This window comes from Ethanoligenens sp., from assembly GCF_047718355.1.
Classification (GTDB): domain Bacteria; phylum Bacillota; class Clostridia; order Oscillospirales; family Ethanoligenentaceae; genus Ethanoligenens.
Genome location: NZ_JBDNLG010000002.1, coordinates 37971 through 60497 on the forward strand (window position 1 = coordinate 37971; position 22527 = coordinate 60497).

Here is a 22527-nt window from a genome sequence, read left to right on the forward strand (position 1 = left end):
CGGTACACCGGACGGCAGATGCCGAAGGACATGGAAACACACAGGAAGGTGGAGCAGATGTTAAAAAAAGCAGGTCTACTGCAAATGCCCGGAACATGGGCGCTGCAAATGGATGGAGAAATCACCCAGGGGCTGGTTTTCGCCGCCGCTTGTTTCGGAACGGGATTGGCCGCCTCACGTGCGATGGTATTCGGTGGTCTCGCACCGTTCGGCATCGCCGCGGTGGCAACAGCAGGGAAAAAGGCAGCCGTTTTCGTTTTGCTTGGGGCAATCTGCGGTACACTGCTGCCGCACGGCCCTTCCTACCCGATACGATACATAGCGGCTATGGGCGCTGCACTGGTGTTTCGCCTGCTGTGCGCAGGCATTGGAAAACACCGCGCCGTTTATGCGCCAGCCTGTGCGGCCTGCGCAGCCGGGCTGACTGGGGTAGCGGTTGTAATTGCCAACGGGATGTTGTCCCACGATATGACCCTCTGCTTTGCAGAAACGATTATCTGTGGCTGCGGAGCCTATTTCTTTGAAAGAGCCATGCCGTATTTCAGGCATCCGTCTAAATTATGGGGACTGGGGCAGCGTGATCTTGTCAGCGTACTGATCAGCTTCTGCGTGCTGCTGTTAGCGCTTCAGCCCATCGCCATACATGGGGTCTCCCTTGGGCGAATTGCAGGCGTTTTGGCGATTCTGATCGCCGCACGGTTCGGCGGTGCGGCAGCACGATGCGCGGTCGGCGCATACTGCCGACTGGTGCTTGGCCTTGGGGGATCTGACATGGCTTCTGTTCTCTCAGGCTACGGCTTCGGGGGCCTGATTGCCGGTTTCTTCTCACCGCTGGGACGTTTTGGCTGTGCATTGGCATTTGTCTTGGCAAACGCGGCAGCCGGCGCGAACATGAGCGGCCACCCGCAGCTGGTTGCCGACATTATAGAGGTAGTCGGCGCATCCATCATATTTCTGTTGCTGCCCGAAAATCTGCTCTGCCGCCTATCCGCCCTGTTCGTCGCCGCCAACGAACGCACCAGTGCCAAAAACAGCGCGCGCACGCGCCTGATGGATGCCTCGCAGGCGCTCCGCGATGTATCGAACACCATTTCCCGTGTGGGAGAACGCCTGCAAACGATGCATGGTGACGACACAATGCAGCATGTGTTTGACGACGCTGCCGAGCGAGCCTGCCATGATTGCGGCATGCGCGCCTATTGCTGGAACACCGCTTACAATGACACCATGGATGCAATGAACCATCTGACTGCCGCGCTGCGAACAGCCGGTTCCGCCGCCCGTGCGGACGTACCCCGCCATTTTGCGGGACGCTGCTGCCGTCTGGGCGATTTGCTAACCGCCATCAATCGCTGCTATGCAGAATATACCGCACGTCATGCGGCACAAAGACAGATCAACGGGTTGAGGCGGATGCTCTCCGAACAATGGAACGTCATTGCCGCATTTCTCTCAGAATTAGGCGAAAGCGCGGTATCCAAACAAACAGACCTCGCTCCCGAACCAGTACGCGCGGCGCTGGCCACATGCGGGCTTTCCGCCGGACAAGCCACCTGCCGGTTGGATGAAAAAGGGCGCATGTCGGTAGAGGCGCGCATCCAAACGTATCCGAAAGAACCCATCAATCGAGCGGAAGTGGCTGCGGAGCTTTCCGTAGCGTGCGGCCGCAAACTGGATGGGCCGCATGTGTTCCTTTCCGGCAAGGAAACCGTCCTGCGCTTTCGTCAAAAAGCGCTTTTCCAAATCGAATACGGGCAGTATTCCATTCGCAAAAGCGGCGAAAAGCTATGCGGTGACGCGGCATTCGCATTTGTGGAAAATGAACGCGCCGTCCTTGTTCTAAGTGATGGCATGGGCGCAGGCGGCAGCGCGGCAGTGGACGCCAACCTCGCAGTAGAGCTGATCTCCAGACTGCTGCGTGCGGGATTCGGGTTTGCCGCTGCGCTACGGGCGGTCAATTCCGCGTTGATGCTCAAATCGGAAGACGAATCCTTTGCCACGCTGGACATCACCACTGTCGATCTCTACACAGGGGATGCCGAATTATTCAAGGCCGGTGCACCTCCGACATATTTGCGCCGGCATGGCCGCACCGAGCGTGTTGTTCAACGCTCACTGCCGGTAGGTATCCTGGAAAACGCGTGGTTCGCCCAGATGAACAGCAAACTGGCGCACGACGACCTCCTTGTGATGGTCTCCGACGGCGCGGCCGTAGGTGACGATGTATGGTTGATGCGGGCAATCACCCAATTTGAGGGCGGTTCCATGAGCGCCTTTGCCAAGTCGCTGGCCCAAATGGCCAAACGACACCGTGACGACGGACACGACGACGACATCACCGTCCTTGCCGCTCATCTGGAGCAGTCCTAATCCAGCGGGCACAATTCGCCAATGCTGTCCGTCAACACACAGAAAACATCGGTCTGCCGCGATACGTATACACCGTGTCGCGGCAGACCTGTGTTTTCTTACCACGTTCCGGGCATAAACCGCAGCACCCGCAGCCGTGTATAAATCTCAGGATACAAAGAAAACTCCGTCATCGGCGCATCCAACCGGTCGTAGCTTTGGCAGCAGATGCTGACTTCATCCCACGTCCTGCCCGGCTCCGTCACATACAAGCCATGCCCAAACCGGTCCGGCACATAGGTAGACACAACCAATTGCACAACATCTCCCCGCTGCAAAATCGCGGGGTTCACCGTTTCAAAGGTACCTAAAGCAATCATCCGCGCCGCCGGCCCTCTGGATTTGGCTGACGTGACATATGTATAAAATTCCTCCACGCGGCACCAGCGTGTGGAGCCGATATGCCAGCGGGAGCCATACCACACCCCTGTGACCATCCGCACATCTGCACGGATGCGCGCAGCGTTTTCCGCCGTCTGTGCATCTGGCAGCCACCCCCCATAGGCCGCCCAGACGCACTGGCTGATAAAATTGGTGCAGTTGTCTCCCGGGCTGTAATAAAACAATTGCTTTGCTTCAGGCACCTGTTCATGCAGTGCAAATGTCCGCGCGTACCAAACGCCGTTGTCGGGCGTATACGGTATCATCGGCAAGCAAAGCACCCCCTTCCCGCGTCGGCCAGCTTTTAAAGACCGCCTTTCTTACAGGATATGCGTGGTCTTTCCTCACCGCGCCTGTCTTTCTTCTACAGGAACTGTTTCCGTCCGGTCGCCTATGCTTCGGGCGGTTTTTTGTGCATATTTTTCTTTGTGTCACATATATATGCCACGAGATATTTTTTCCTTTTCGCGGCGCGCGACAACGAAGCACCATGCTTTGACCGCCATGCCGCCGCCTCGTATGAGATAGGAACAGGAAACCGTCAGCAGGGTGGAACGGAGGGTGGTTCAATGAAAAAAATACTGCGCCCGCTGCTGCTGTCGGTGGGATTCTATGTGGCAGCCTGCGGCATTGTTCTGCGGGTCATCCCGGGCGACATGGCCCGTGCGGGCGCGGTGGATGCAAAAGGCGTGAGCGCCAATACCGCGCTCACATCTCCCGTTCAAGCAAATTCCAATGCTGCATCCGTGGAGCCGACGAAAGCCGCACCCGCTCCGCACGACGCAGCATTTGATATTGTGGATATTTCTCACCACGACACCATCACCGATTGGGCAGCACTAAAAGGCGCCACATCAGGGCTTTATACAAAGGCCACCGAAGGCAGTACCTATGTCGATCCCATGCTGGGCGCTTATTCGGCGGCGGCGGAAAAAGCGGGGCTGCCCATTGGCTTTTTCCATTATTTCTGGCCCACGAACGACCCCACCGACGCTGCCAAACAGGCCGATCATTTCTATCAAACGATCCAGCCATACGGATATGCGTTCTATCCGGCGCTGGATGTGGAGGAAGACAACAACCTGACGCCCGCGGCGCTGACAGCGGCCGTTCTATCGTTTGCCACAGAGTTTGAACACGTTTCCGGCCATTCGCTTTTGATTTACTGTTCGCGTAAGTTTGCGGACAAGTATTTAACCTCCCCTGCCCTTGCAAAGTATGGCTTATGGGTAGCCGATTACAATGGTCAGAAGCCTGCGCAGGCGGGTGCGTGGAAATCACATATCATGTGGCAGTATACCGATCACGCGTCTATTGCTGGTGTTCCCAACCCTATGGATGCAGACCATGCCACCGCCTCTATCATTCTGCCGGGTCATTAAATCGTGATAGGCATTTCAATAAAAACCGCCCCCGTACCGCATGTAAGCCATGCGGTACGGGGGCGGTTGTCTGTACAATAAAACCGGGAAATAAATCCATATGCAGATACGCGGGCAAATCACTGCGAGGCAGTCGTTCCTGCTTTATACCAGCCGCCGTCCGTTCCCTGCGTCACATCTCCCCAGACCGGGAATGTCTTAAACGCGATATTGGCCTGTATTTTCTGCATCACGGCGTGCCATGCATAGACCGAGGGGTTATTGGTCGTATACATTTCTTTGTTATTATCGTACCCGCTCCACACCGCGCCCACATAATCGGGCGTGATACCGACAAACCAGCGATCCCAGCCGTTATCGGTGGTACCGGTCTTGCCGCCCACCGTGGTACTGGAGAGCTGCGCCTTTGCACCGGTGCCGTTGATCACGTTATTCTGGAGCAAGCGATTGACAATGGTGGATGTCTCCTGTGAAAACGCGCGGGTATTGCTGGCCTTGTTCTCAAGCAGCACATTGCCGTTGCTGTCCAGCACCTTGCTGTACGTATACGGCTTATTATAGAGACCGCCGTCGCCAAACGGTTGATATGCCGCCGCCATGGCCTCCACCGAAACGCCTTTGGTAAGTGAGCCGATACCGACGGCCAGCCCGACATCACTGTTCCCCTTCTTATCCGGCGTCTTGACCAATGTTGTAATTCCGAGTTTATTAGTCAGGAAATTCACCGTATTCGCGGGTTTGACCAGTTGCTCAATCCGCACGGCAATCGTGTTCTTGGATTGTGCCAATGCCTCCGCGACCGTCATGTTCTGATAGGTCCATTTATCGTCATTATGCGGCCACAAAGAACCACCGACGGTGATCGGCGCATCTTGAAATGTACTGGACCATGTAATAAGCCCTTGCTCGATCGCAGGCCCATAGACCCCAATGGGTTTTATCGATGAACCCGGGGAACGCAGCATATCGTTCGCACGGTTAAACCCCAGATTTGCGGTTTTCGCCCCGCGGCCGCCTTCAACGCCCAATACCGCACCGGAGTAGTCCATCACCACCATAGCGGACTGATAAGTACCGCTTTTGCCGGCAAGCCAAATATCACTGTTGCCTGCATTCGTTTGATACACATTATCCATAGCAGACTGCACGGTGGGGTTCAATGTAGAGTATATTTTCAGACCGCCATTCAGCACCAAACTTTGTGCCCTGCTGCGCAGATAACCTTTTTGCGCCACCAGATCGTCTATCACGTCCTCAATAACTTGATCGACGAACCAACCGCGGATGGCCGGCTGCTGCCCCACATAGGTGAGGGGCTCCGCCACGGCCTGATCATATTGCGCCTGTGTAATCATCTTCTGTGACAGCATGTTTTTCAGCACATACTTCTGTCTGATTTTAGCTTTGTCCGGATGTTTCAGCGGATTGTAGCTGTTGGGCGCTTGTGTCAGCCCCGCCAGTACGGCACATTGCGCCAGATCCAGTTGCTTAACATCCTTGCCGAAATAGGAATTGGCCGCTGCCTGCACGCCATAACTGCTTCCGCCAAGCGGTATGGTGTTCAGGTAGCTCTCCAATATTTGATCTTTGGAGAACTTTTTTTCCAGATCCAGCGCGGTGACGATCTCGGCGATCTTGACACCGGGCCGGCGGTTATACGTATCGCCATTGATATTCTTAATGAGCTGCTGTGTAATGGTGGATCCCCCTTGATCCGTGGAATAAAAATGCAGAAAAAAGTTAGCCAGTGCGCCGGCGGTTCGCTTCCAGTCTACACCTTCATGCTCATAGAAACGCTGGTCCTCTGTACTGATAAATGCATTCTTTAAATTATCCGGCACCTGGTCGATGCTAACCCAGATGCGGTTTTCTCCCCCGTTGATCTGGGAAACAACTTGTGGATTCCCAGAACTATCGTTGGCATAGACCATGCTGGTGAATTTTAGCTGTGCATTGGTCAAGTCGATGTTTTCCGGCTTGACAAACACCAAAATATAAACAGAAAGCGAACCCACCACAATTGAGCCAGTGATGACCACCAAAAGGAAAAGTGTCAACAGTATTTTCCCAATGCGGCCTGCCACATGGCGCTCCGTGCCCTTGGTAGCGGACGCGGACCTCGTTTTGGGTGCGGGTTGCTTGCTGTTGCCTGCTGTCTTCATAAACAGGGTATCCTCCTTGCAAGAAATGACCCGTCCTTAATTCCCCCGGTGAGTAATCCCGAAAGCCCGTACAATGCGCAGGCTTTCGTATCAGTATACCATGAATGTGCGTTACTGGCAATATAAATTCCATTATATGTAAATTATTGCTGGCGCATCTGCCTTTTAAACGAACAGTTTCCACCCAGCGATATTCAGGGGTTACATGTGTTGTCATTCTTATTATAGACGAAAAGTATCAATGGAATATTGACAAACATATAAGACGATGGTATAGTGACCACTACAGTAGTTACAGCGTATCGGCACTGCTATTTTTATTGTAAAAGGGACGGTATTGAAATGGAAGCAGCCTTATTTGGTAAATTGCAAAAGTTTGGTTTGAATTTGTATGAAGCCAAAGCATACGCGGCCATGTTAAAAATTGGAACAGCAAATGCCTATAATATCAGTAAAGAATCGGGCATTCCGCGGGCCCGTATTTATGATGTGCTGGCATCTTTGACTGCCCGTGGGCTGTCCATGCTGGAAGAGAGCAGTGACAATGTAAAAAACTATACGCCGATACCGAGCAAGGTGTTTTTAGAGCGAATGAAGGAAGAGTGGCAAAGTGATTATGAAGAGGTAAAAAATGATCTGCAATACTTAGAATCCGAGGAAAATAAGCAGGGAATCTATGTTTTCACCGTCAAAGGGGCTGAGAATATCATGGTGTACTGCAAGCAGCTGCTAAAGGAAGCAGATCACCACATTATGGTTTCCATATGGGGACAGATGTATGAACAGCTGCTTCCAGCGCTAAAGGAATGCAGAGCACGGGGGTGCAGGGTTGCTGGAATTGGCCATGAGATAGATACCCCTATGGAAGGAATTGAACAGCATACCCGCAATAAAATACATAACACTGCTAAAAAGACACCGTGGTTTATACTTTCTGTAGACAGTAAAAAAATGCTGTATGGCCACGCCGTCGAAGTTAACAAAGACGCTTTCTACACGGAAGATGCAACGCACATTTATCTGATGGAGGATTATATTTTACACGACATCGTAATCAACCGCCTGATTACGGAAAAAGGCAGCGCAGAGCATCTGGTATGTATGATGAAGGAATTTGCGGATGATTTTAAACAGGTGGATTGAGAAAAGATGAAGAGAACGAACAGGAAAGCACATGTGCCCCAAGAGTTGCCGCCGTTAAACCGCAGCTTGATTCTGCTTATGGCCACCGCAAGCGGCGTGTCCGTGGCCAATATTTATTACATTCAGCCGTTGCTGGAGCAGATTGCCGGTGCCTATCACGTCACACAGGCGGGTGCGGGGCTGCTTGCAACTCTTACACAAGTCGGATATGCACTGGGTTTGTTTTTGATCTTACCACTTGCCGATCTGGTGGAACGAAAAAAACTGGTACTGACCATGCTTGTTTTGGCAGCATTCTCACTTTTGACGATGTTCCTTTCCTCCAACTTTGCGCTAACCGCCACGGCCTGTCTGGCAATCGGCACAACCTCTGTGATTCCACAGCTGATGGTTCCGCTGTGCGCAAAACTTTCCAGCAATGCGGATAGGGGGAAGAACATCGGGCATATCATGAGTGGACTTCTGATTGGCGTGCTGCTGTCCAGGGTGGTCAGCGGGATAATTGGAAAATACCTGGGGTGGAAGGCCATCTATCTGCTTGCCGTTTTCTTTATGGCAGCCCTCTTTTTGTTATTGAAACGAATGCTGCCAGTTTGTGAAGTGGGTATGCGTGTCAAGCTGAATTATATCGCTTCCCTAAAGTCGGTATTTACGCTCCCTGGAAAATTTCCGGTGTTAAGAGAAGCGGCAATCAATGCGGCGCTGATTATGGCTGCATTTAGTGCATTGTGGACAACCCTGACCTTTCAATTGCAAGGCTCCCCGTTTCATTTCAATACAAGTCTCATCGGTATGTTTGGACTGCTGGGTATAACCGGTATCCTGTTTGCACCGTTTGCAGGAAAGCTCTCGGATAATAAAGGCGCCAAATTTACCGTGGGTGTGACTATACTCATTATCCTCGTTTCCTATTTACTTTTCCTTGCGTTTGGTTTTCGATTATGGGGATTGGTGCTGGGAGTAATTTTATTGGATATGGGGGTGCAATGCTGCAATGTTGCCAACCAGACCCGCATTCAAAATCTGAATGAGGAAGCAAGAAACCGAATCACTTTGGTTTATATGGTTTCTCTCTTCTTAGGCGGAGCGGTCGGTTCGTATCTGGGGACATTGTTGTATCACCGGCTTGGGTGGTGCGGTTTTTGCGCCTTCGGTCTGCTGACACAGGTTCTTGCCGCTTTGGTGCACGTTGCGACAATGAAAGGAAACCGAGCGATCGCCATAGAGAAAAACATGGACAACTGAATGCCTGTGGTCATAAATTTATTCAAGATTTTGTCTGTATGAATCCAAATTTAACGGCGATTACCGTCGAGCTATCGTCCATACCGGGCGCACAAAAAACAGGGCTGCCATCTAGTTGGCAGCCCTGTTGCTATTGGTATATTACAAACTTGGAATCGATTCTCTCTATCTGTTTACTGTTTGCGTTTGCGTTTCAAGCCCAACAGAACACCACCCAAGGATAAACCGAAAAGTCCCAATGCCGCGTAGGGTGGTATTGTACCGGCTGCGCCGGTATACGGGTTGGCAACCAGTGTGGCAGTGGATGTTGCGCCCCCAAGCGCCACCGACGCGGTCCCACCGCTGCCGTTTACCACAGTATAGGCGCCATATGGCAGGTCATGGAATACAAGATTGCCGTTGCTGTCCGTTTTTCCAGTCGCGATCTCTTTTCCGTTATTATCGTAGATCGTGATTGTGTCACCGGGTTTGGGTTTCCCGTTATTGTCTTCATCATGGATTACAACGTCGCCTCTTTGCAACAAATCTGTCACATTCCCCAAAGTCAACGTCCCATTTCGGATTGCCGTATTGCTGTCGTGCAGCGAAACCGTCATGGGGGATACCGCTACATAATGGGCTGGAACACCGGTTTCCTCAATAGTGTAGTCACCATACGGCACGCCTGTGAAACGTACCAGACCGTTCTGGTCGGAGGTGACTTGCTGTGTGTAACCGCCTGCGCCCGTCAAGGTAAACGCTGCGCCCGACAATGTGCCACCGTTTTCCGCCATCTTTGTAAACTGGATGGTACCGGTCTTCAGCGCGTCCACCATGTCGTTCATCGTCAGCGACCCCGTGTTATTGGTCGTGCTGTCGTGCAGTGAAACCGGTACCGGTGCCACAATGGTATAATCGACCGGTGCGCCTGTTTCTGTCAAGGTATATTCGCCATAAGGCACATCGGTGAATTTCACCAGCCCCGCTTGATCGGAAGTCACTTTCTGTGTGTAACCGCCCGCGCCTGTCAGTGTGAACACCGCGCCCGCGAGGTTACTGCCGTCCGGCGCTTTTTTGGTAAACTGGACACTGCCGGTCTTGATGGTGTTGGAAACGCTCCCAACGTCCAATATGTGCGAGGTGCCATTGGTAACAATCGTGCCGCTTGGGTTTTGATCATCCAAAACGACAGGAATCTGCTTTGCGGTGTCACCCGTATAATCTGCCGGCACTTTGGTTTCCCTGATGTAATAACTGCCGTACGGGACACCTGTAAACTGGACCAACCCACTGCCGTTGGATATAACGGGTCCTTGTACAGTCTGCTCAACGCCATTTACCGTCTGGAACAAGGTGAACTCTGCACCCGCCAGCGGCTGATTGTTCTGATCCACCTTGGTGAGGTTGATCGTGCCGGCCTTTTTGGTATCAAGATACGGTGTCAAAACGGAATCGCGCTTGCCGGCCGCGTTTTGAAGCGATACTGTCAGATTTTTGCCGGAGTAGGTATTCTGCTCATAATTCTGCGGAGCAGTCGTTTCAATTACCGTAAAGGATGTCTGCTTGGTAGCGTTCGGGTTGAGCGGAAGATTGCCGAATGTAACACTGCCATCCGCATTAGTCGTATACGCCGTATATATTTTTCCATCATACGCACTCTTGACTTGGAAAACCGCACCTGCCAAAGGAGCGCTTGTTTGTGCGTCCTGCTTTTGCACCGTGATACTGCCAAGCGGCGTATCCACCACATTGCCGTTTGCGTCCACCGGCGTGGCAGCAGCGCCTATTCCCACAGTATTTGCGGATGTCAGCCGCAGCACACCGTTGCTGACGGATGTGTTATTATCGTTGAGTGTAAAGAAGAACGATGCAGCCTTTTGATAATGCACATCATCCGGTGTATTCAATTCTTTGACATAATAGGCATTATCACTGTACGGCACATTGCCGAATGTGACCGCCCCGCCTATGGAGGTTACCGTTGCAATTGATTTGCTCATTGCCGCGTCGGTGTACAAGCCAAACGTCGCGCCATCCAGTGCATTGACGCCGTCCGTCTTATTGAACTGGACGTTCGCCGTTTTCAACGTATCCGCAACCGTGGTCGGCGCATTGGAACCGGCAGAGGTAAGCGCGACCTGGAAAGGCGCGGCAGCGGCATAATTGGCGGGTATTACGACTTCCCGCACCCAGAAACCGCTCGAATAGCCGTTGGCTGCGTCGGTCGCATAGGGGAAATTGGCAAATTTCACAACGCCGTCTGCAAGCGTGAGTGCCGACGTATTGTCGCTGCCGGTGGAAACGACCACCTTTCCATTCACCTTGACCGGATAGTTGCCCGCTTGGTCATAATAGGCGGCGAACTGTGCGCCTGCAAGAGGAGTGACACCATCGGTCTTGGTAAAACTGATCGAACCGGTCTGCCGCTGGTCTAACACTGTGACCGCAGTGCTCAGCCTCACAGAAGCCGTCGCATTGCTGTCGATGGTCACATTCTTGTCGGGGGCAGCCATATAGCCGGTCGGCGCGATGTTTTCATGCAGTGTGTAGGTGCCGGCCGGAATGCCTGTAAACACCGCCTGCCCGTTGGCACCGGTAACACCCGAGATATACGCCGGTGTGCCGCTTGTGCCCGCGTTGCCGCCCGTAAACAGTTGGAACACAGCGCCTTCCAGCGTACCGTTTCCATCCGTGTCCGCTTTCGTCACTGTCAGGTTACCTGCGGGTCCGTCTGTCTGGTTGGGAAGTGTGTACGTGCCACTTGCCACAGTATTGTCGCTGACCATGACCCTGGCCAGCGGCGCAACGGCGGTATAGCCTGCCGGTATCTGGGTTTCGGTAATGGTATATCCGTTGGCATCGCTGTAGGGCACATTGCCGAATGTGACGAGGCCATTCGAATCGGTCGTGTTGCTCGTCAGTGAAACAGCCGTCCCATTGAGCGCTGTGCCGGTCAGTGTAAACTGTACGCCCGCAAGACCCGTTCCGCCGTCCCCTTGTTTGGTGAACTGGACTGTTGCAGTCTTCATGGCATCGGAAAACGTAAGGACCGGCGAACCGGAGGAAGCAGTCGGGCTGCCGATTGCCGTGGTGTCCGTCGCGGAAGTGATTTGTTGGATATGCCCCGTACTGTTCTCGTCATTTATGTATTCAAACCAGTAATCAGTGCTGTTGTTGTTGTCATATCCGGTCGGTGCGCCTGTTTCCACCAAGCGGTACGGTATACTGTAAGCCAGATACGGCAGCGTAACCGTACCATCCACACCGGTTGTCACATCGCGCAAATGATTTTTGTACTGGTCATACAATCTGAATTGCGCGCCAGCAAGGACTTTGCCGTTTGCTCTGTCCGTCTTTTTCAGCGTAATCTGCCCGGTCACACCGGTTGCATACCCGCCCGCGTTCTGCGTATAAGTCGTGGAAGCATTTTGTGAATCTTCAGTGGCAGCGGTTGATCCACTTAGCGTAATGATATTATTCACAGTGGTATTGTTTGTGATAACCGTCGTGTCAATATACGTGCGGAACGTCAGCAGATACGGCGTACTGACATTTCCCTTAGGCATTGTAAACACAAACTTGTTGGTGGAAACGTCATATGCCACATTCGCGCCCGAAAGTGTCACCGGGGTGCTGGGGTTTTGTAGCAAACCGTTCTGGTCTCTGCTGCCGCTCGGTGTCATGCTCCCGTCCGCAGCTTGTGTCTGCGGATACAGCTTGACAGAAGAGGTATCCAGCAGCAGGCCTGACTGCAACGTATCCGTCAATTCAACGTCGGAACCAATGTTTGCGCCATTCTGGTCGATCTGCACATTCCAGTCGATGTATTTATTGTTGTTTGTATAAACCGCACCCTTGCCGATCACGGTATTGTCGATGGTCTGGCTTCCCTGGGCCGAAGTCGGGTTGGTGTTTTCATTGCTCTTTACAGTAGCGGTGTTATTAAGCTTGTTGCTGCTGTTCGTGGCAAAATAGTGATCGACTGAATCCATCAGTTTCATCTGGAAATTGATGGTTTTTGTGCGGTTTGCGGGTGTGGAGTCGCTCAAATCGCCAAGGTTAAATGTCAGCGTGCGGGTACTGCCGTTATAATAGTACTGCCCCGCGCCCGGTGTGCCAGTCGTATCGGCAGTCAGTTTCATCGACGTAGAGCCAGTGGTAACTGTTACCGACTGGTTCGCATCAAAATCGAACGCGTACTCCGGATCGCCGACCTGCTGATTCGGGGATTTCAGGCTGTTATCCGTCAGTGCATCCGTTACCACCACATTGGTCAGCGGATATTGGGCGGAATTTACTGTAATGTTCCAAGAGAGTTCATGGTTGATATAGTTAAACCCCGGGCCGCTTTTGCTCAGCACATTTGTCGCATAGCTTTGAGGCGGGTTGACGGTCGTCGAAACCGATGGGGTGTTTATATCCGGTGTCAAGGTCGCCGTGTTGCCGTACGAGCCGGGGGTGTTGCCTGCATAAACTTGATTCTGGGAGCCGTCGAGTTTGGTGGAGTATGTAACCGTATATTGGTCAGACTTAGCAGTTGGGAACGTATACAGCAACGTTTTGGTAGATGCCGTATAACTGAAATTGTCGCTGTTAATATCCGTCCCTATCGACGCGGTACTGCTGTCTTTAAAAACCTGTGCACTCGTTGTATTGTCTATAACCTTAAAGGTGCCCGGAACATAGTTGTGGTTGTCCCCAATCACATCTTTCAGCTGGGCGGCAGCCATGGCGCGCTTGCTTTCATTGACCTTCACCGTCCAGTTGATTTCACCGCTCGTATAATCCGGTGAGCCACTCTTGCTCAGCATCGTGTTTCCGGTGCCTACGCCGGTTCCGTTCGTAGCCGGCACGCCGCCTTGCAGATAGGCGTTATTGTCCGCCTTCAGCGTAGCTGTATTGGTAAACGACCCGTCCTGGTTGGTTTGCAGATAGTTATCCGGAAATTGTACCGTAAACACCAGCGTATGCGCACCTGTCACATTGCCGAAATTGACCGTGAGCACACCGTTGTTGTCTGTATAATACGGTGTGGAAGAACTGTCTGTACCGATTGACGTAGCGGAGGCCGCGCCTGCCGCGCCTGCCGCCGTTTCATAATATTTTACCGACATGATCTGCGATCCGGCGGGCGCGGCCGTCCCATTGTTGATATAGGGGTCGGTAATTACGACATTCTGCAATGTGCCGCCGTCATTGTTGAACGGGATTGTCCAGGTTATCTGCTGTTTCCCGTTCACCTCGCTCGCACTGCCGCTCTTCGTAATATAGTTCGGGCTGGGCGTGAGCGTCGCATTGCTGCTGACCGGCGTACTGTTGCCGTTGTAGTACAAGTTAGCCGTATTGGTAAAATTCTTCCCATATTGGCTAGACGGCACCGATGACGCGTAAGCGACTTGATACACATCCGACGTCGGGGTAGGCAGCACATATTTCAGCGTCGCCGTAGACTGCGTATAGGTAAAATTACCATTGGAGATGTCCGACCCCGCGGTCGTGCTGCTGTCCTTAAAAACCGGCTCGTCCCCCGTGGTGGTGTCGGTCACCGTAAAGGTGCCTGGCACATAGGACAAGCCCGACGGCACCTGATCTGTGATATACCCGTTTGTGACGGTCATCTGTTTCTCGTTGGCTGTCACGACCCAGTTGATGTTGCTGCTGGCACTGTCGAAGCTGCCGAGCTTGGAAATGATAGGCGCCGGCTGTGCAAAATAGACATTCACTGTAAGCGGATCGCTTTTTCCCTGCACCGCAAACGGGATGCTGACCGGCGTGGTGTTTTCGTTGTTCATATTTGAGAACTGGCTATCTACATAGAACGCGCCATGCCTGTCGATATGTCCGTTCGATGCCTCAGTAAAGGTGATTGTACCGGTGGAAGCGCCGGTCGGGTTTGCCGGAATACTCACATTTGCGACCGCATCGGTGATTCCATCGGCATTCAACGGCATATTTGTTACCGCAGACTGCAGCGCCACTTCCTTGGGTATTGTAAACTGGTAGGTCGTCGGGCTGGCATTACTAAATGTAACGCCATCCGGAATGGCAAACGTATATAAAATACGCACATTGCCGCTCTTGTCAATGCCGGTAGTGGCATCGGTGATAACCGGCGCCAATGTGTACTTTACCGTGGAGGAAAGCAGCGCCGGCAGTGTGTCGCCCGCCTTATAAATCGTACCTGCCGGTATGATTTTATTGTCGGCTCCCGTCACGTCATAGACCTGCGTCATTTCAGATTCGACAATGGAGCCGGCTGCCTGCGTGGATGTTTTGCTCAAATCAAACAATTCCACGTTGGTAATAAGCGAACCATTTGCCGTGCTGTCCCACGTTCCGGTCCACGGACTGTCCGCACGGGCTGTCAAATTTGCAGAAAATGACATCAGCCCTACAGCCACTGCCATAAAAACCGAGAAAGCTGAGAACACTTTTCTTTTTACTGCTTCTATCATGTCGTTTTCTCCCCGTTTTCTCCCGCAGTTTGTCACTGCGTGGCATGAACATTCTTCTCTATTGCACAAACGTTTTGATTATGTAAGCGCATCGTCGTCGATGACGGTGTATAGATATGCTAAGTATACCAAAGACATCTAAATACAATCTAAACATATCCTTACCGTAATCCTGCCGTTTTGGCCCAGCCACTTACCAACAATGTAATTATATATTTACTTTTAAGTAATATTATTACAGCCTGCTATACAGTAAGACAGGGATATTTCCTGTATTCCGCATATCTATAACGCCGAGGGACATCCCTTTAACCAGAACAGACCCCACCCCTTTCTCTATGAAGCAAGGTCTGTTTCTTGTTGGCTGTATCATCGCAAATCAGGGGCAAAAGCACCTCGCCCTCAAGGTTTGCGCAATACACTTTCCTCATCGACAATCTCGGCAAGGCTCCGCGGCTCCACATCGAATTCACTTCGCATCATCTGGCAATAGCAGGCATAACTCTGCCGTGTCCCCGCTATATCTGCCGCACGCGCGTGCACCCGTATGAGTAAGACGTGTGCGCCCTCGCAGCAAGGGTCGCGCAACAGCAAATGCTGCAAAATTTCCTGTGCCTCCCTCCAGCGCTCCATCTTTAATAAACGGTTGGACAGCCGCAATCCATGCTTTTGAATCAGTTCCAGCAGATAGGCCTGCATGTTCTGTGACCAGCCGTACTCTTCCGCCTCAAAAAGCCCGCCGGTATACAACACCATCATCTGCTTGTAACTATGTAAATCCTCCGCAAATTCGCCTTGCCCGATTTTTTCGAGCCGCGCCTGTATATATTCCGCATCACTTTCCAGTGCCGAAACAAACTGATACCCGCCGCTGCATTTCTCAATGCATATCACATTGCCCGTAAACTGTTTCAATACCTTTTTCATATTGTAAATGGTTGTGTACAGATTGTTGCGGGCACGCACGGCGTCAACATCCGGCCAGAGCGTCTCTGCCAGCACGGACGTACCAACCGCCCGCTTGCGATTGTACCAAAGAAAGGCAAGCATTTCCTGCGCTTTTTGGGTTGGCCAGCGCAGAAAATCACCTGCCGTATTCAAAACGGCAAATTCGCTCATACACTGCAATTCAAAACCTGTCGCGTGTGTGTCCTGCGCGAGATATCTGTCGCGCAGCCGTTCAACGGTGCGCATCAGCCGCTCTGCCTGTATGGGTTTAAGCAGGCAATCCACTGCGTCTAGTTCAAATGCGTCCATCGCATATTCCCGGTGGTCGGTTATCATCACCATATCGGTTCTGGGCGCATATTCCCGCAAGGCGGCGGCTACCGCCAATCCGGTGTCGCCCAAGATACCGATATCCAAAAAAACAACATCCGGCCGCTGTTCACCAACCGTATGCAAAAGCAGGGTGTCGCTCTGACAAGTACCCAACACCTTCATCTTGCCGGTCTCACGTACGCAACGCTCCAGTGCAGTAAGTGCCAGAGCGTCACCGCTATATACTATCGCTGTCAACATGTTTAAACTTCCTTTTTGACTTTTGGCCGGTCATGATTTTAGCAACCCGCACAGAAGACGCCATCGCGGCTCTTTTGCCAATGCGCCTCTTTTACCTTTGACAAAGTCCCGTTGCATGAAAGTCATGCATACGGATACGCGTTGCCTGCCAAAACCATCCTCACGCCTTCCACGTTGGATTACTATAATCATAAATCAAAAGCGAGCGTGACGCAAGCCTATCGACCCGGTACGCGCAATATCCTTCCCTTGAAACCGGCTACATGCTTAGTCATCTGCAAACTGGCCACGCAGTTCCCCCAGCGCCCTTTTCTCGATGCGGGATACATAGGACCGCGAAATATTGAGCTTCCCCGCCACCTCACGCTGCGTTTGAGGTCTGGCACCATGCAGCCCATAACGCATCTCGATGATGGCCCGTTCCCTCGGCGACAAATTTTTTATGTACGCGCGGAGCTGCTCCGATTTTATTTTTAAATCCACATCATCCAGAATGGTGTCTTCGCAGCTCACAACATCCATCAGCGTGAGCTGGTTGCCGTCTTTATCTGTGTCAATGGGATCGCTGATATATACATCCTGCGCCGACTTTTTCTGACTGCGAAAATGCATCAGAATTTCATTAGCTATACTCTCCCTGCGGAAACACCTTTTGCTTTACAATCAGCCTTACCTAAATCAGTCAACAAATTCAAAATCATCTGTTTTGAATGTGATTCTTCCGCTTTTGTATGGATACAGACTGCCGGGCATTGCAAATTGCATGTGGCAAAACCAGTCTTCTTTTTCCTTTGCAATTTCCAGTGTAAAATTCGTTTCATAATGCAGCTGACAAGACGGGAAACCCACACCGCTTAAAATTCCCGTTCCGTCTATCCGCAGAAACCGGCCGGTTTCTGCGGGTATCCACTTTGCCGTAAGACTGTTTGGTACTGCATTCACTTCTAACATGACAAATTCTCCGGAACGTACCTCCCGCGCAACAAACCGCAGGGTATCCGATTGGTCTCCAACGCCAAACTGATATATCTGCAAGAATAATGAGAATTCACCGTAAGAATCCGTACTGTTTGTCACAACCGAACCACAACCGTTGATTCCAATCGGTTGTCGGGGGCATGGAGGGGTAATCGGCGGACAGGTATGTGTGCGCGTCCGCGTGGTTGTTGTCGAACAGGTATGCGAAGTGGACGGCGGGCAGGTGTGGGTATGCGTATGCGTACAGGTGGACGGCGGACAGGTATGCGTACAGGTGGACGGCGGACAGGTATGTGTATGCGTGTGCGTACAAGTATGAGTATGCGTACAGGTAGTAGAACAGGTCGTTGTACATGTAGATGTTTTTGTGAAACGAAGAATATTCTCCATTTTCATTTGTAAGAGCATCTGCATTCTGTTTAGACTGTTTACGGTTCGCTCCACGCTTTCGTTGATTTGCAACAAGGTTTTAACATGTGATGGCCCCCCGTTTTCACAGGATGCGATAACGGATTGCAATTTTTCCGCTTCCGCATTCAAGACATGCCCCATACCTATCTCCTCAAGTGCAACGGAAGCCAGCAGCAAAGTGATGACATCTTCTCTACAAAGGTCAATTTCAGGGGTGATATTGGGAATATTGGGCATAGACATAATGTTTTTCCTCCGTAACGTCGTGCTTGTACATTTTATGACACAGCACCGCAAAACGTTCTGCCATTTGCTTGCGGAGCACGGTCATTATCAGCATACCCGCACTATACTGGTATTAACTTGTATAGAAAGGCTGGTATAAATCATGCCAACAATCAGTCTTTGTCTCATTGTCAAAAATGAAGAAGAGACACTGGCCAAATGCCTACAGTCCGTGCACAACATCGCTGATGAAATCATTGTTGTAGACACGGGTTCCACAGATGCAACCAAGGATGTTGCCAAACGCTTCACCAATCAAATATATGATTTTACATGGATCGATGATTTTTCTGCCGCTCGAAATTTTGCCTTTCAAAAGGCGTCCATGGACTACATCATGTGGCTGGATGCGGATGACATCCTGCTGCCTGACGATCGGGTACGCCTGATTGAGTTGAAAAAAACGTTGGACCCATCTGTGGATGTCGTTATGATGCTATACCATGTCAAATTCGATATGGATGGAAATCCTTTGTTTTCTTATCACCGCGAACGGCTTGTCAAGCGCAGCCGGCACTTTGCGTGGGTCGAGCCTGTTCACGAATATATACCCGTATCGGGGAACGTGCGCACCACGGAAATTGCTGTCACGCATACCAAACTGCATGCGGCCGCCACCGGAAGAAACCTTGCCATCTATGAAAAAATGCGTAAATCAGGCCGCTCACTTACGCCCCGCGGCCTCTACTATTACGCAAGGGAATTAAAAGACAACGGGAAAAATGTGGAGGCCGCCCAGATGTTTTTAAACTTTCTGGAAAGCGGAAGCGGATGGGTCGAAGACAATATTTCCGCCTGCTTAGAGCTGGCCGCCTGCTATCAGCTCCGGCATCTGCCCGAAAAACAAGTGCTGTCTTTGCTGCACAGTTTCCTTTACGATACGCCGCGTGCCGAAGCTTGCTGTCAGCTTGGCTATTTCTATAAAAACCAAAACAATTTCTCCCGTGCACTGTTCTGGTTTCAATTGGCTACGACCTTGCACAAACCGGAAAAAAGCTGGGGGTTTTTCCAGCCGGATTGTTGGGGATATACGCCGCATTTAGAGTTGGCGGTATGCTACGACCGGTTAGGCCGCCGCGATGAAGCAGAACGGCACAACGAGATTGCGGCCCAATACAAGCCCAATGCGGCCGCCGTGCTATATAACCGCAAATATTTTCATTCTTTAACAAAAGCAAAAAAACCTGTTTCTCCCTCCGACAAAAAAACCCACGAGGGGGAAACAACGTGAATGTAGCCATTCTGACCATGTTTGGAAAGCTGGACACCACCTATTCGCTGGTGAATGTGGTAGCGGAGCAGCTGCGTATGCTGCTCGATGCCGGAATCACCGTTAGACTGCTGGTCTGCGAGCAATTTGAGGAAGACAGCCGATTCGGTATTTACTTGGATAGCCGGATTGAATGGGCAAAAGTCTGCAATACGCTGGATGGGCGTCAGATAGAGTGGCAGGATTACGACGATCCCCATGCGCAGATACCTCCTGCCTTTTTCAAGGAAGCCGACGCCGTGGCCGACAGTCTGGTCAAAGAACTTGCCGGCATAGACATCTGCATCCTGCACGATATTTTATATCAAGGCTGGTATCTGCTGCATAATGTAGCCTTGCGAAAAGCACAAGTGCAGCTGCCCCATCTGCGGTTCCTCTCTTTTTCGCACTCTGCCCCGTTGTCGCGTCCGGCAGATGTCAAATGGCCGCTTTCCGCCCGTTTTATCCCCTTGCCGCACACCACCTATATCGCGCTTACACACGTGGGGATCACACCGCTTGCCAGACAATACAACGTGCCGGAGGGCCGCTGCCGCATCGTTTACAATTCACTCGACCCACTGTCTTTTGTGCACAATGCTGTCCGGAAGCTGGCACAACAAACGGATTTATTTGCATCGGATATTCTGATGGTCTATCCAGGCCGCTTGACGCCTGCCAAGAAATTTGATAAAGTAGCCGCTTTTGCAGGCGCACTCAAACGGGTCGGCTCAGGCAGCGTAAAAGTCGTGTTCTGCGATTTTCCTTCCGGTGATGTGGATCAAAAACTGTACCGGGATTTCGTCCGACAAACCGGCATACAATTCGGGCTTGATCCGGATGATCTCTGTTTTACTTCCGAGCACGGGTTTCCAACTGGATTTCCGCGTCCGGCGGTGCTGGATTTGTTTACATTGTCCAACGTATTTGTCACACCGTCCTATTCCGAACTTTTTCCACTGATTGTGTTGGAGGCGGCCAGTCGCGCGAACCTGCTTGTGTTGAATCAGGCTGTCCCGTCCTTGGAAGAAATCGGCCGAAACCTGCACGCCGTTTTTATGCGGTGGGACGCCCTGAACAATGGATTTGAAACCACCGAACATTATCAGCCGTCCGAGCAGGCGTACTACGGGCATTTTGCCGAAGAAGTACTCGCCCTGCTGCAAGAAAACCCGGTACTGCACGCCAAAACCCAAGTGCGCCAGCGCTACAGCCCACACTGGGTCTGGAAAAACCAATTGGAGCCTTTACTGCTTGGAGAGTAGCGCAGTCCACTCCATTCCACCTAAGACCAAAGGAAGACACGATGACACAGTCCCCTTTATTGACACTTTGCATGATTGTAAAAAATGAGCATACCTGCCTTGAACGCTGTTTGCAAAGCGTTCAAGGCGTAGTTGACCAGATCGTCGTGGTCGACACCGGTTCCACCGACGATTCACAGGAGATCTGCCGCCGTTACCATGCGGAAGTCTATCCCAGGGAATGGGATGATGACTTCGCCGCGGCGCGCAACGCCGGAATTGAAAAGGCCAAAGGCCGCTGGATACTCTGGATGGATGCGGACGAACAATTGAAAATTACGCAGAAGGACGTATTCCTGAAAGAATTACGTGATAGTGACGCGTCGCTTTTCTCTGTCCGAATGGTGCATTTCATGGGGGAACGCCCCGACTTGCATCAGGTTTTTTTCAGTGATAGCTATCGCCTGTTCCGCAATGGACGCGGCATACGTTTCGTAGGAAAAATCCATGAGCATCTAAATCTTCCATCCGGCATAAGCAGCAAAAATTTTGCAAAGGGCCTGCCCATCCGCCTGCTTCATGACGGCTATCTGGACACGGCCGTCTTTCAAAAACAGAAAACCAAGCGCAATCTGACCTTGCTGGAAAAGGAACGCGTAAAATCGGATCACAGTCCCTGGATCGACTATCACACAGCTGTCGAATACTTTGGTATGCACGCATTTGAAAAGGCGTTTGCCTGTGTGAACGACGCAATCAGTGGATTCTTGAAGAAGAAACGGATGCCTCCCTCTATGCTATACCATCTAAAATACTCAATTCTACTGGAGCATGGTGTGCCTGCCGAGACCCTACAGGGTCTTGAAAAAGCGCTTGCACTGTATCCGGACTATGTCGACCTGCATTTCTTTAAAGGTATTCTTTTAATGTCGGAAAAACAATATACACGGGCAGCACAAGTGTTTCGGCATTGCCTGATGCTGGGGGACGCAATCCCGCATTATCTGACCTACAATGGGTATGGCAGTTTTTATGCGTATTACTTTTTTGGGAAGTGCTGCGAACAGCTGGGTCAAATCCCTCTGGCGCGGGATGCATATGAGCAGGCAATTTATTTATATCCCGACGACCAACAAGCCCGCTCGAGCCTTCAGGCAATTCAGGAAAAGCAAAAAGCTGAATGATCGGACGAACTGTTTACAGCCGATGGACATACACTATACTAGTTGTCCATTTTTTTAGGAGGTTTTTCTACAATGTCATTGCCTACTTTTCCGAGTATCAGTCCCCCTATTACACGGGACGATGCAATCAACCTGATTCTCGCGTCCATTGCAATGGAAGAACTTGGTCTTAGTCATGTGATCAATACGGAAGGTGAAAAATTACAATATATCATTGGTACGATTCCGGGAATCAGTGGTCCCGGCGCAACAGTAAGTGATGTGCTCGCCGCAAACGACAGTGTGCGTGGCGTGCTTGACAGTGCGGTGCAAAACCAGTTGTTTCTGAAATCAAAAATGGAAAATGCCTTGTCTTCTTCTGTATTGCAAGGCGCGACTGGACCAACAGGTGCTACCGGTGCAACCGGATCGGGAGACGGTATAACCGGCGCAACGGGGGCTACCGGTGCTACCGGCGCAACGGGTGCTACCGGCGCGACTGGTGCTACCGGCGCAACAG

At 51.6% G+C, this 22527-nt stretch carries 13 protein-coding genes and 1 pseudogene; 8 read left to right on the forward strand and 6 right to left on the reverse strand.

Going from position 1 to position 22527, the window contains the following annotated elements; all coding sequences use genetic code 11:
* Positions 1–57: 57 nt before the first annotated feature.
* The gene (locus tag ABF463_RS00675) at positions 58–2370 is read left to right on the forward strand and encodes a SpoIIE family protein phosphatase (protein WP_415531608.1); all 2313 of its coding nucleotides are present in this window, start codon (positions 58–60) and stop codon (positions 2368–2370) included.
* A 98-nt stretch (positions 2371–2468) separates the two neighbouring features.
* Here ABF463_RS00675 and ABF463_RS00680 read toward each other — a convergent pair whose 3' ends face one another.
* Positions 2469–3056 (reverse strand): amidase domain-containing protein, encoded by a 588-nt coding sequence (locus ABF463_RS00680; RefSeq protein WP_415531620.1) that lies wholly within the window; start codon positions 3054–3056, stop codon positions 2469–2471.
* A gap of 303 nt (positions 3057–3359) precedes the next feature.
* Here ABF463_RS00680 and ABF463_RS00685 point away from each other — a divergent pair, with 303 nt between their 5' ends.
* The gene (locus ABF463_RS00685) at positions 3360–4172 is read left to right on the forward strand and encodes a glycoside hydrolase family 25 protein (RefSeq protein WP_415531609.1); all 813 of its coding nucleotides are present in this window, start codon (positions 3360–3362) and stop codon (positions 4170–4172) included.
* Positions 4173–4291: 119 nt separating this feature from the next.
* On the opposite strand, the gene ABF463_RS00690 is transcribed toward ABF463_RS00685, so the two are convergent.
* Positions 4292–6334 carry a transglycosylase domain-containing protein gene (locus ABF463_RS00690; protein WP_415531610.1) on the reverse strand — a complete coding sequence of 681 codons (2043 nt, stop codon included), beginning with the start codon at positions 6332–6334 and terminating at the stop codon, positions 4292–4294.
* Between the two features lie 342 nt (positions 6335–6676).
* Between ABF463_RS00690 and ABF463_RS00695 the strand changes: the two genes are divergently transcribed.
* Together ABF463_RS00695 and ABF463_RS00700 are read left to right on the forward strand one after the other, a co-directional pair.
* A complete protein-coding gene (locus ABF463_RS00695) occupies positions 6677–7477 on the forward strand; it encodes a TrmB family transcriptional regulator (RefSeq protein WP_415531611.1) in 801 nt (266 codons plus the stop codon).
* Positions 7478–7483: 6 nt separating this feature from the next.
* Positions 7484–8722, forward strand: a complete 1239-nt coding sequence (locus tag ABF463_RS00700) for an MFS transporter (protein ID WP_415531612.1) — start codon at positions 7484–7486, stop codon at positions 8720–8722.
* Positions 8723–8895: 173 nt separating this feature from the next.
* Here the strand turns inward: ABF463_RS00700 and ABF463_RS00705 are convergent, their stop codons facing one another.
* The 4 genes from ABF463_RS00705 to ABF463_RS00720 form a co-directional block, all read right to left on the reverse strand.
* A complete protein-coding gene (locus ABF463_RS00705; protein WP_415531613.1) occupies positions 8896–15156 on the reverse strand; it encodes a SpaA isopeptide-forming pilin-related protein in 6261 nt (2086 codons plus the stop codon).
* A 402-nt stretch (positions 15157–15558) separates the two neighbouring features.
* Entirely contained in the window at positions 15559–16677 is a 1119-nt protein-coding gene (locus ABF463_RS00710) for a response regulator (protein ID WP_415531614.1), read from the reverse strand.
* 267 nt (positions 16678–16944) lie between these two features.
* Positions 16945–17307, reverse strand: a complete 363-nt coding sequence (locus tag ABF463_RS00715) for a sigma-70 family RNA polymerase sigma factor (protein WP_415531621.1) — start codon at positions 17305–17307, stop codon at positions 16945–16947.
* 48 nt (positions 17308–17355) lie between these two features.
* Positions 17356–18309: a hypothetical protein gene (locus tag ABF463_RS00720; protein WP_415531615.1), complete on the reverse strand. Its 954-nt coding sequence runs from the start codon at positions 18307–18309 to the stop codon at positions 17356–17358.
* A gap of 145 nt (positions 18310–18454) precedes the next feature.
* Here ABF463_RS00720 and ABF463_RS00725 point away from each other — a divergent pair, with 145 nt between their 5' ends.
* From ABF463_RS00725 to ABF463_RS00740, 4 genes and pseudogenes are all read left to right on the forward strand, one after another.
* Entirely contained in the window at positions 18455–19582 is a 1128-nt protein-coding gene (locus tag ABF463_RS00725) for a glycosyltransferase (RefSeq protein ID WP_415531616.1), read from the forward strand.
* Complete coding sequence (locus ABF463_RS00730; protein WP_415531617.1) at positions 19579–20865, forward strand: glycosyltransferase; 1287 nt, start codon at positions 19579–19581, stop codon at positions 20863–20865. The genes ABF463_RS00725 and ABF463_RS00730 overlap by 4 nt, the downstream gene beginning before the upstream one ends.
* A gap of 41 nt (positions 20866–20906) precedes the next feature.
* Positions 20907–22028, forward strand: coding sequence for a glycosyltransferase (locus ABF463_RS00735; RefSeq protein ID WP_415531618.1), 1122 nt, complete (start codon positions 20907–20909; stop codon positions 22026–22028).
* Positions 22029–22100: 72 nt separating this feature from the next.
* Positions 22101–22527: pseudogene (locus tag ABF463_RS00740) on the forward strand (collagen-like protein); the annotation flags it as partial.

Excerpts from the sequence above, each read along its gene's own strand:
- ABF463_RS00675 (WP_415531608.1), top strand. The coding sequence starts at position 58 with ATGTTAAAAAAAGCAGGTCTACTGCAAATGCCCGGAACATGGGCGCTG.
- ABF463_RS00680 (WP_415531620.1), bottom strand. The coding sequence starts at position 3,056 with ATGATACCGTATACGCCCGACAACGGCGTTTGGTACGCGCGGACATTT.
- ABF463_RS00685 (WP_415531609.1), top strand. The coding sequence starts at position 3,360 with ATGAAAAAAATACTGCGCCCGCTGCTGCTGTCGGTGGGATTCTATGTG.
- ABF463_RS00690 (WP_415531610.1), bottom strand. The coding sequence starts at position 6,334 with ATGAAGACAGCAGGCAACAGCAAGCAACCCGCACCCAAAACGAGGTCC.
- ABF463_RS00695 (WP_415531611.1), top strand. The coding sequence starts at position 6,677 with ATGGAAGCAGCCTTATTTGGTAAATTGCAAAAGTTTGGTTTGAATTTG.
- ABF463_RS00700 (WP_415531612.1), top strand. The coding sequence starts at position 7,484 with ATGAAGAGAACGAACAGGAAAGCACATGTGCCCCAAGAGTTGCCGCCG.
- ABF463_RS00705 (WP_415531613.1), bottom strand. The coding sequence starts at position 15,156 with ATGATAGAAGCAGTAAAAAGAAAAGTGTTCTCAGCTTTCTCGGTTTTT.
- ABF463_RS00710 (WP_415531614.1), bottom strand. The coding sequence starts at position 16,677 with ATGTTGACAGCGATAGTATATAGCGGTGACGCTCTGGCACTTACTGCA.
- ABF463_RS00720 (WP_415531615.1), bottom strand. The coding sequence starts at position 18,309 with ATGTCTATGCCCAATATTCCCAATATCACCCCTGAAATTGACCTTTGT.
- ABF463_RS00725 (WP_415531616.1), top strand. The coding sequence starts at position 18,455 with ATGCCAACAATCAGTCTTTGTCTCATTGTCAAAAATGAAGAAGAGACA.
- ABF463_RS00735 (WP_415531618.1), top strand. The coding sequence starts at position 20,907 with ATGACACAGTCCCCTTTATTGACACTTTGCATGATTGTAAAAAATGAG.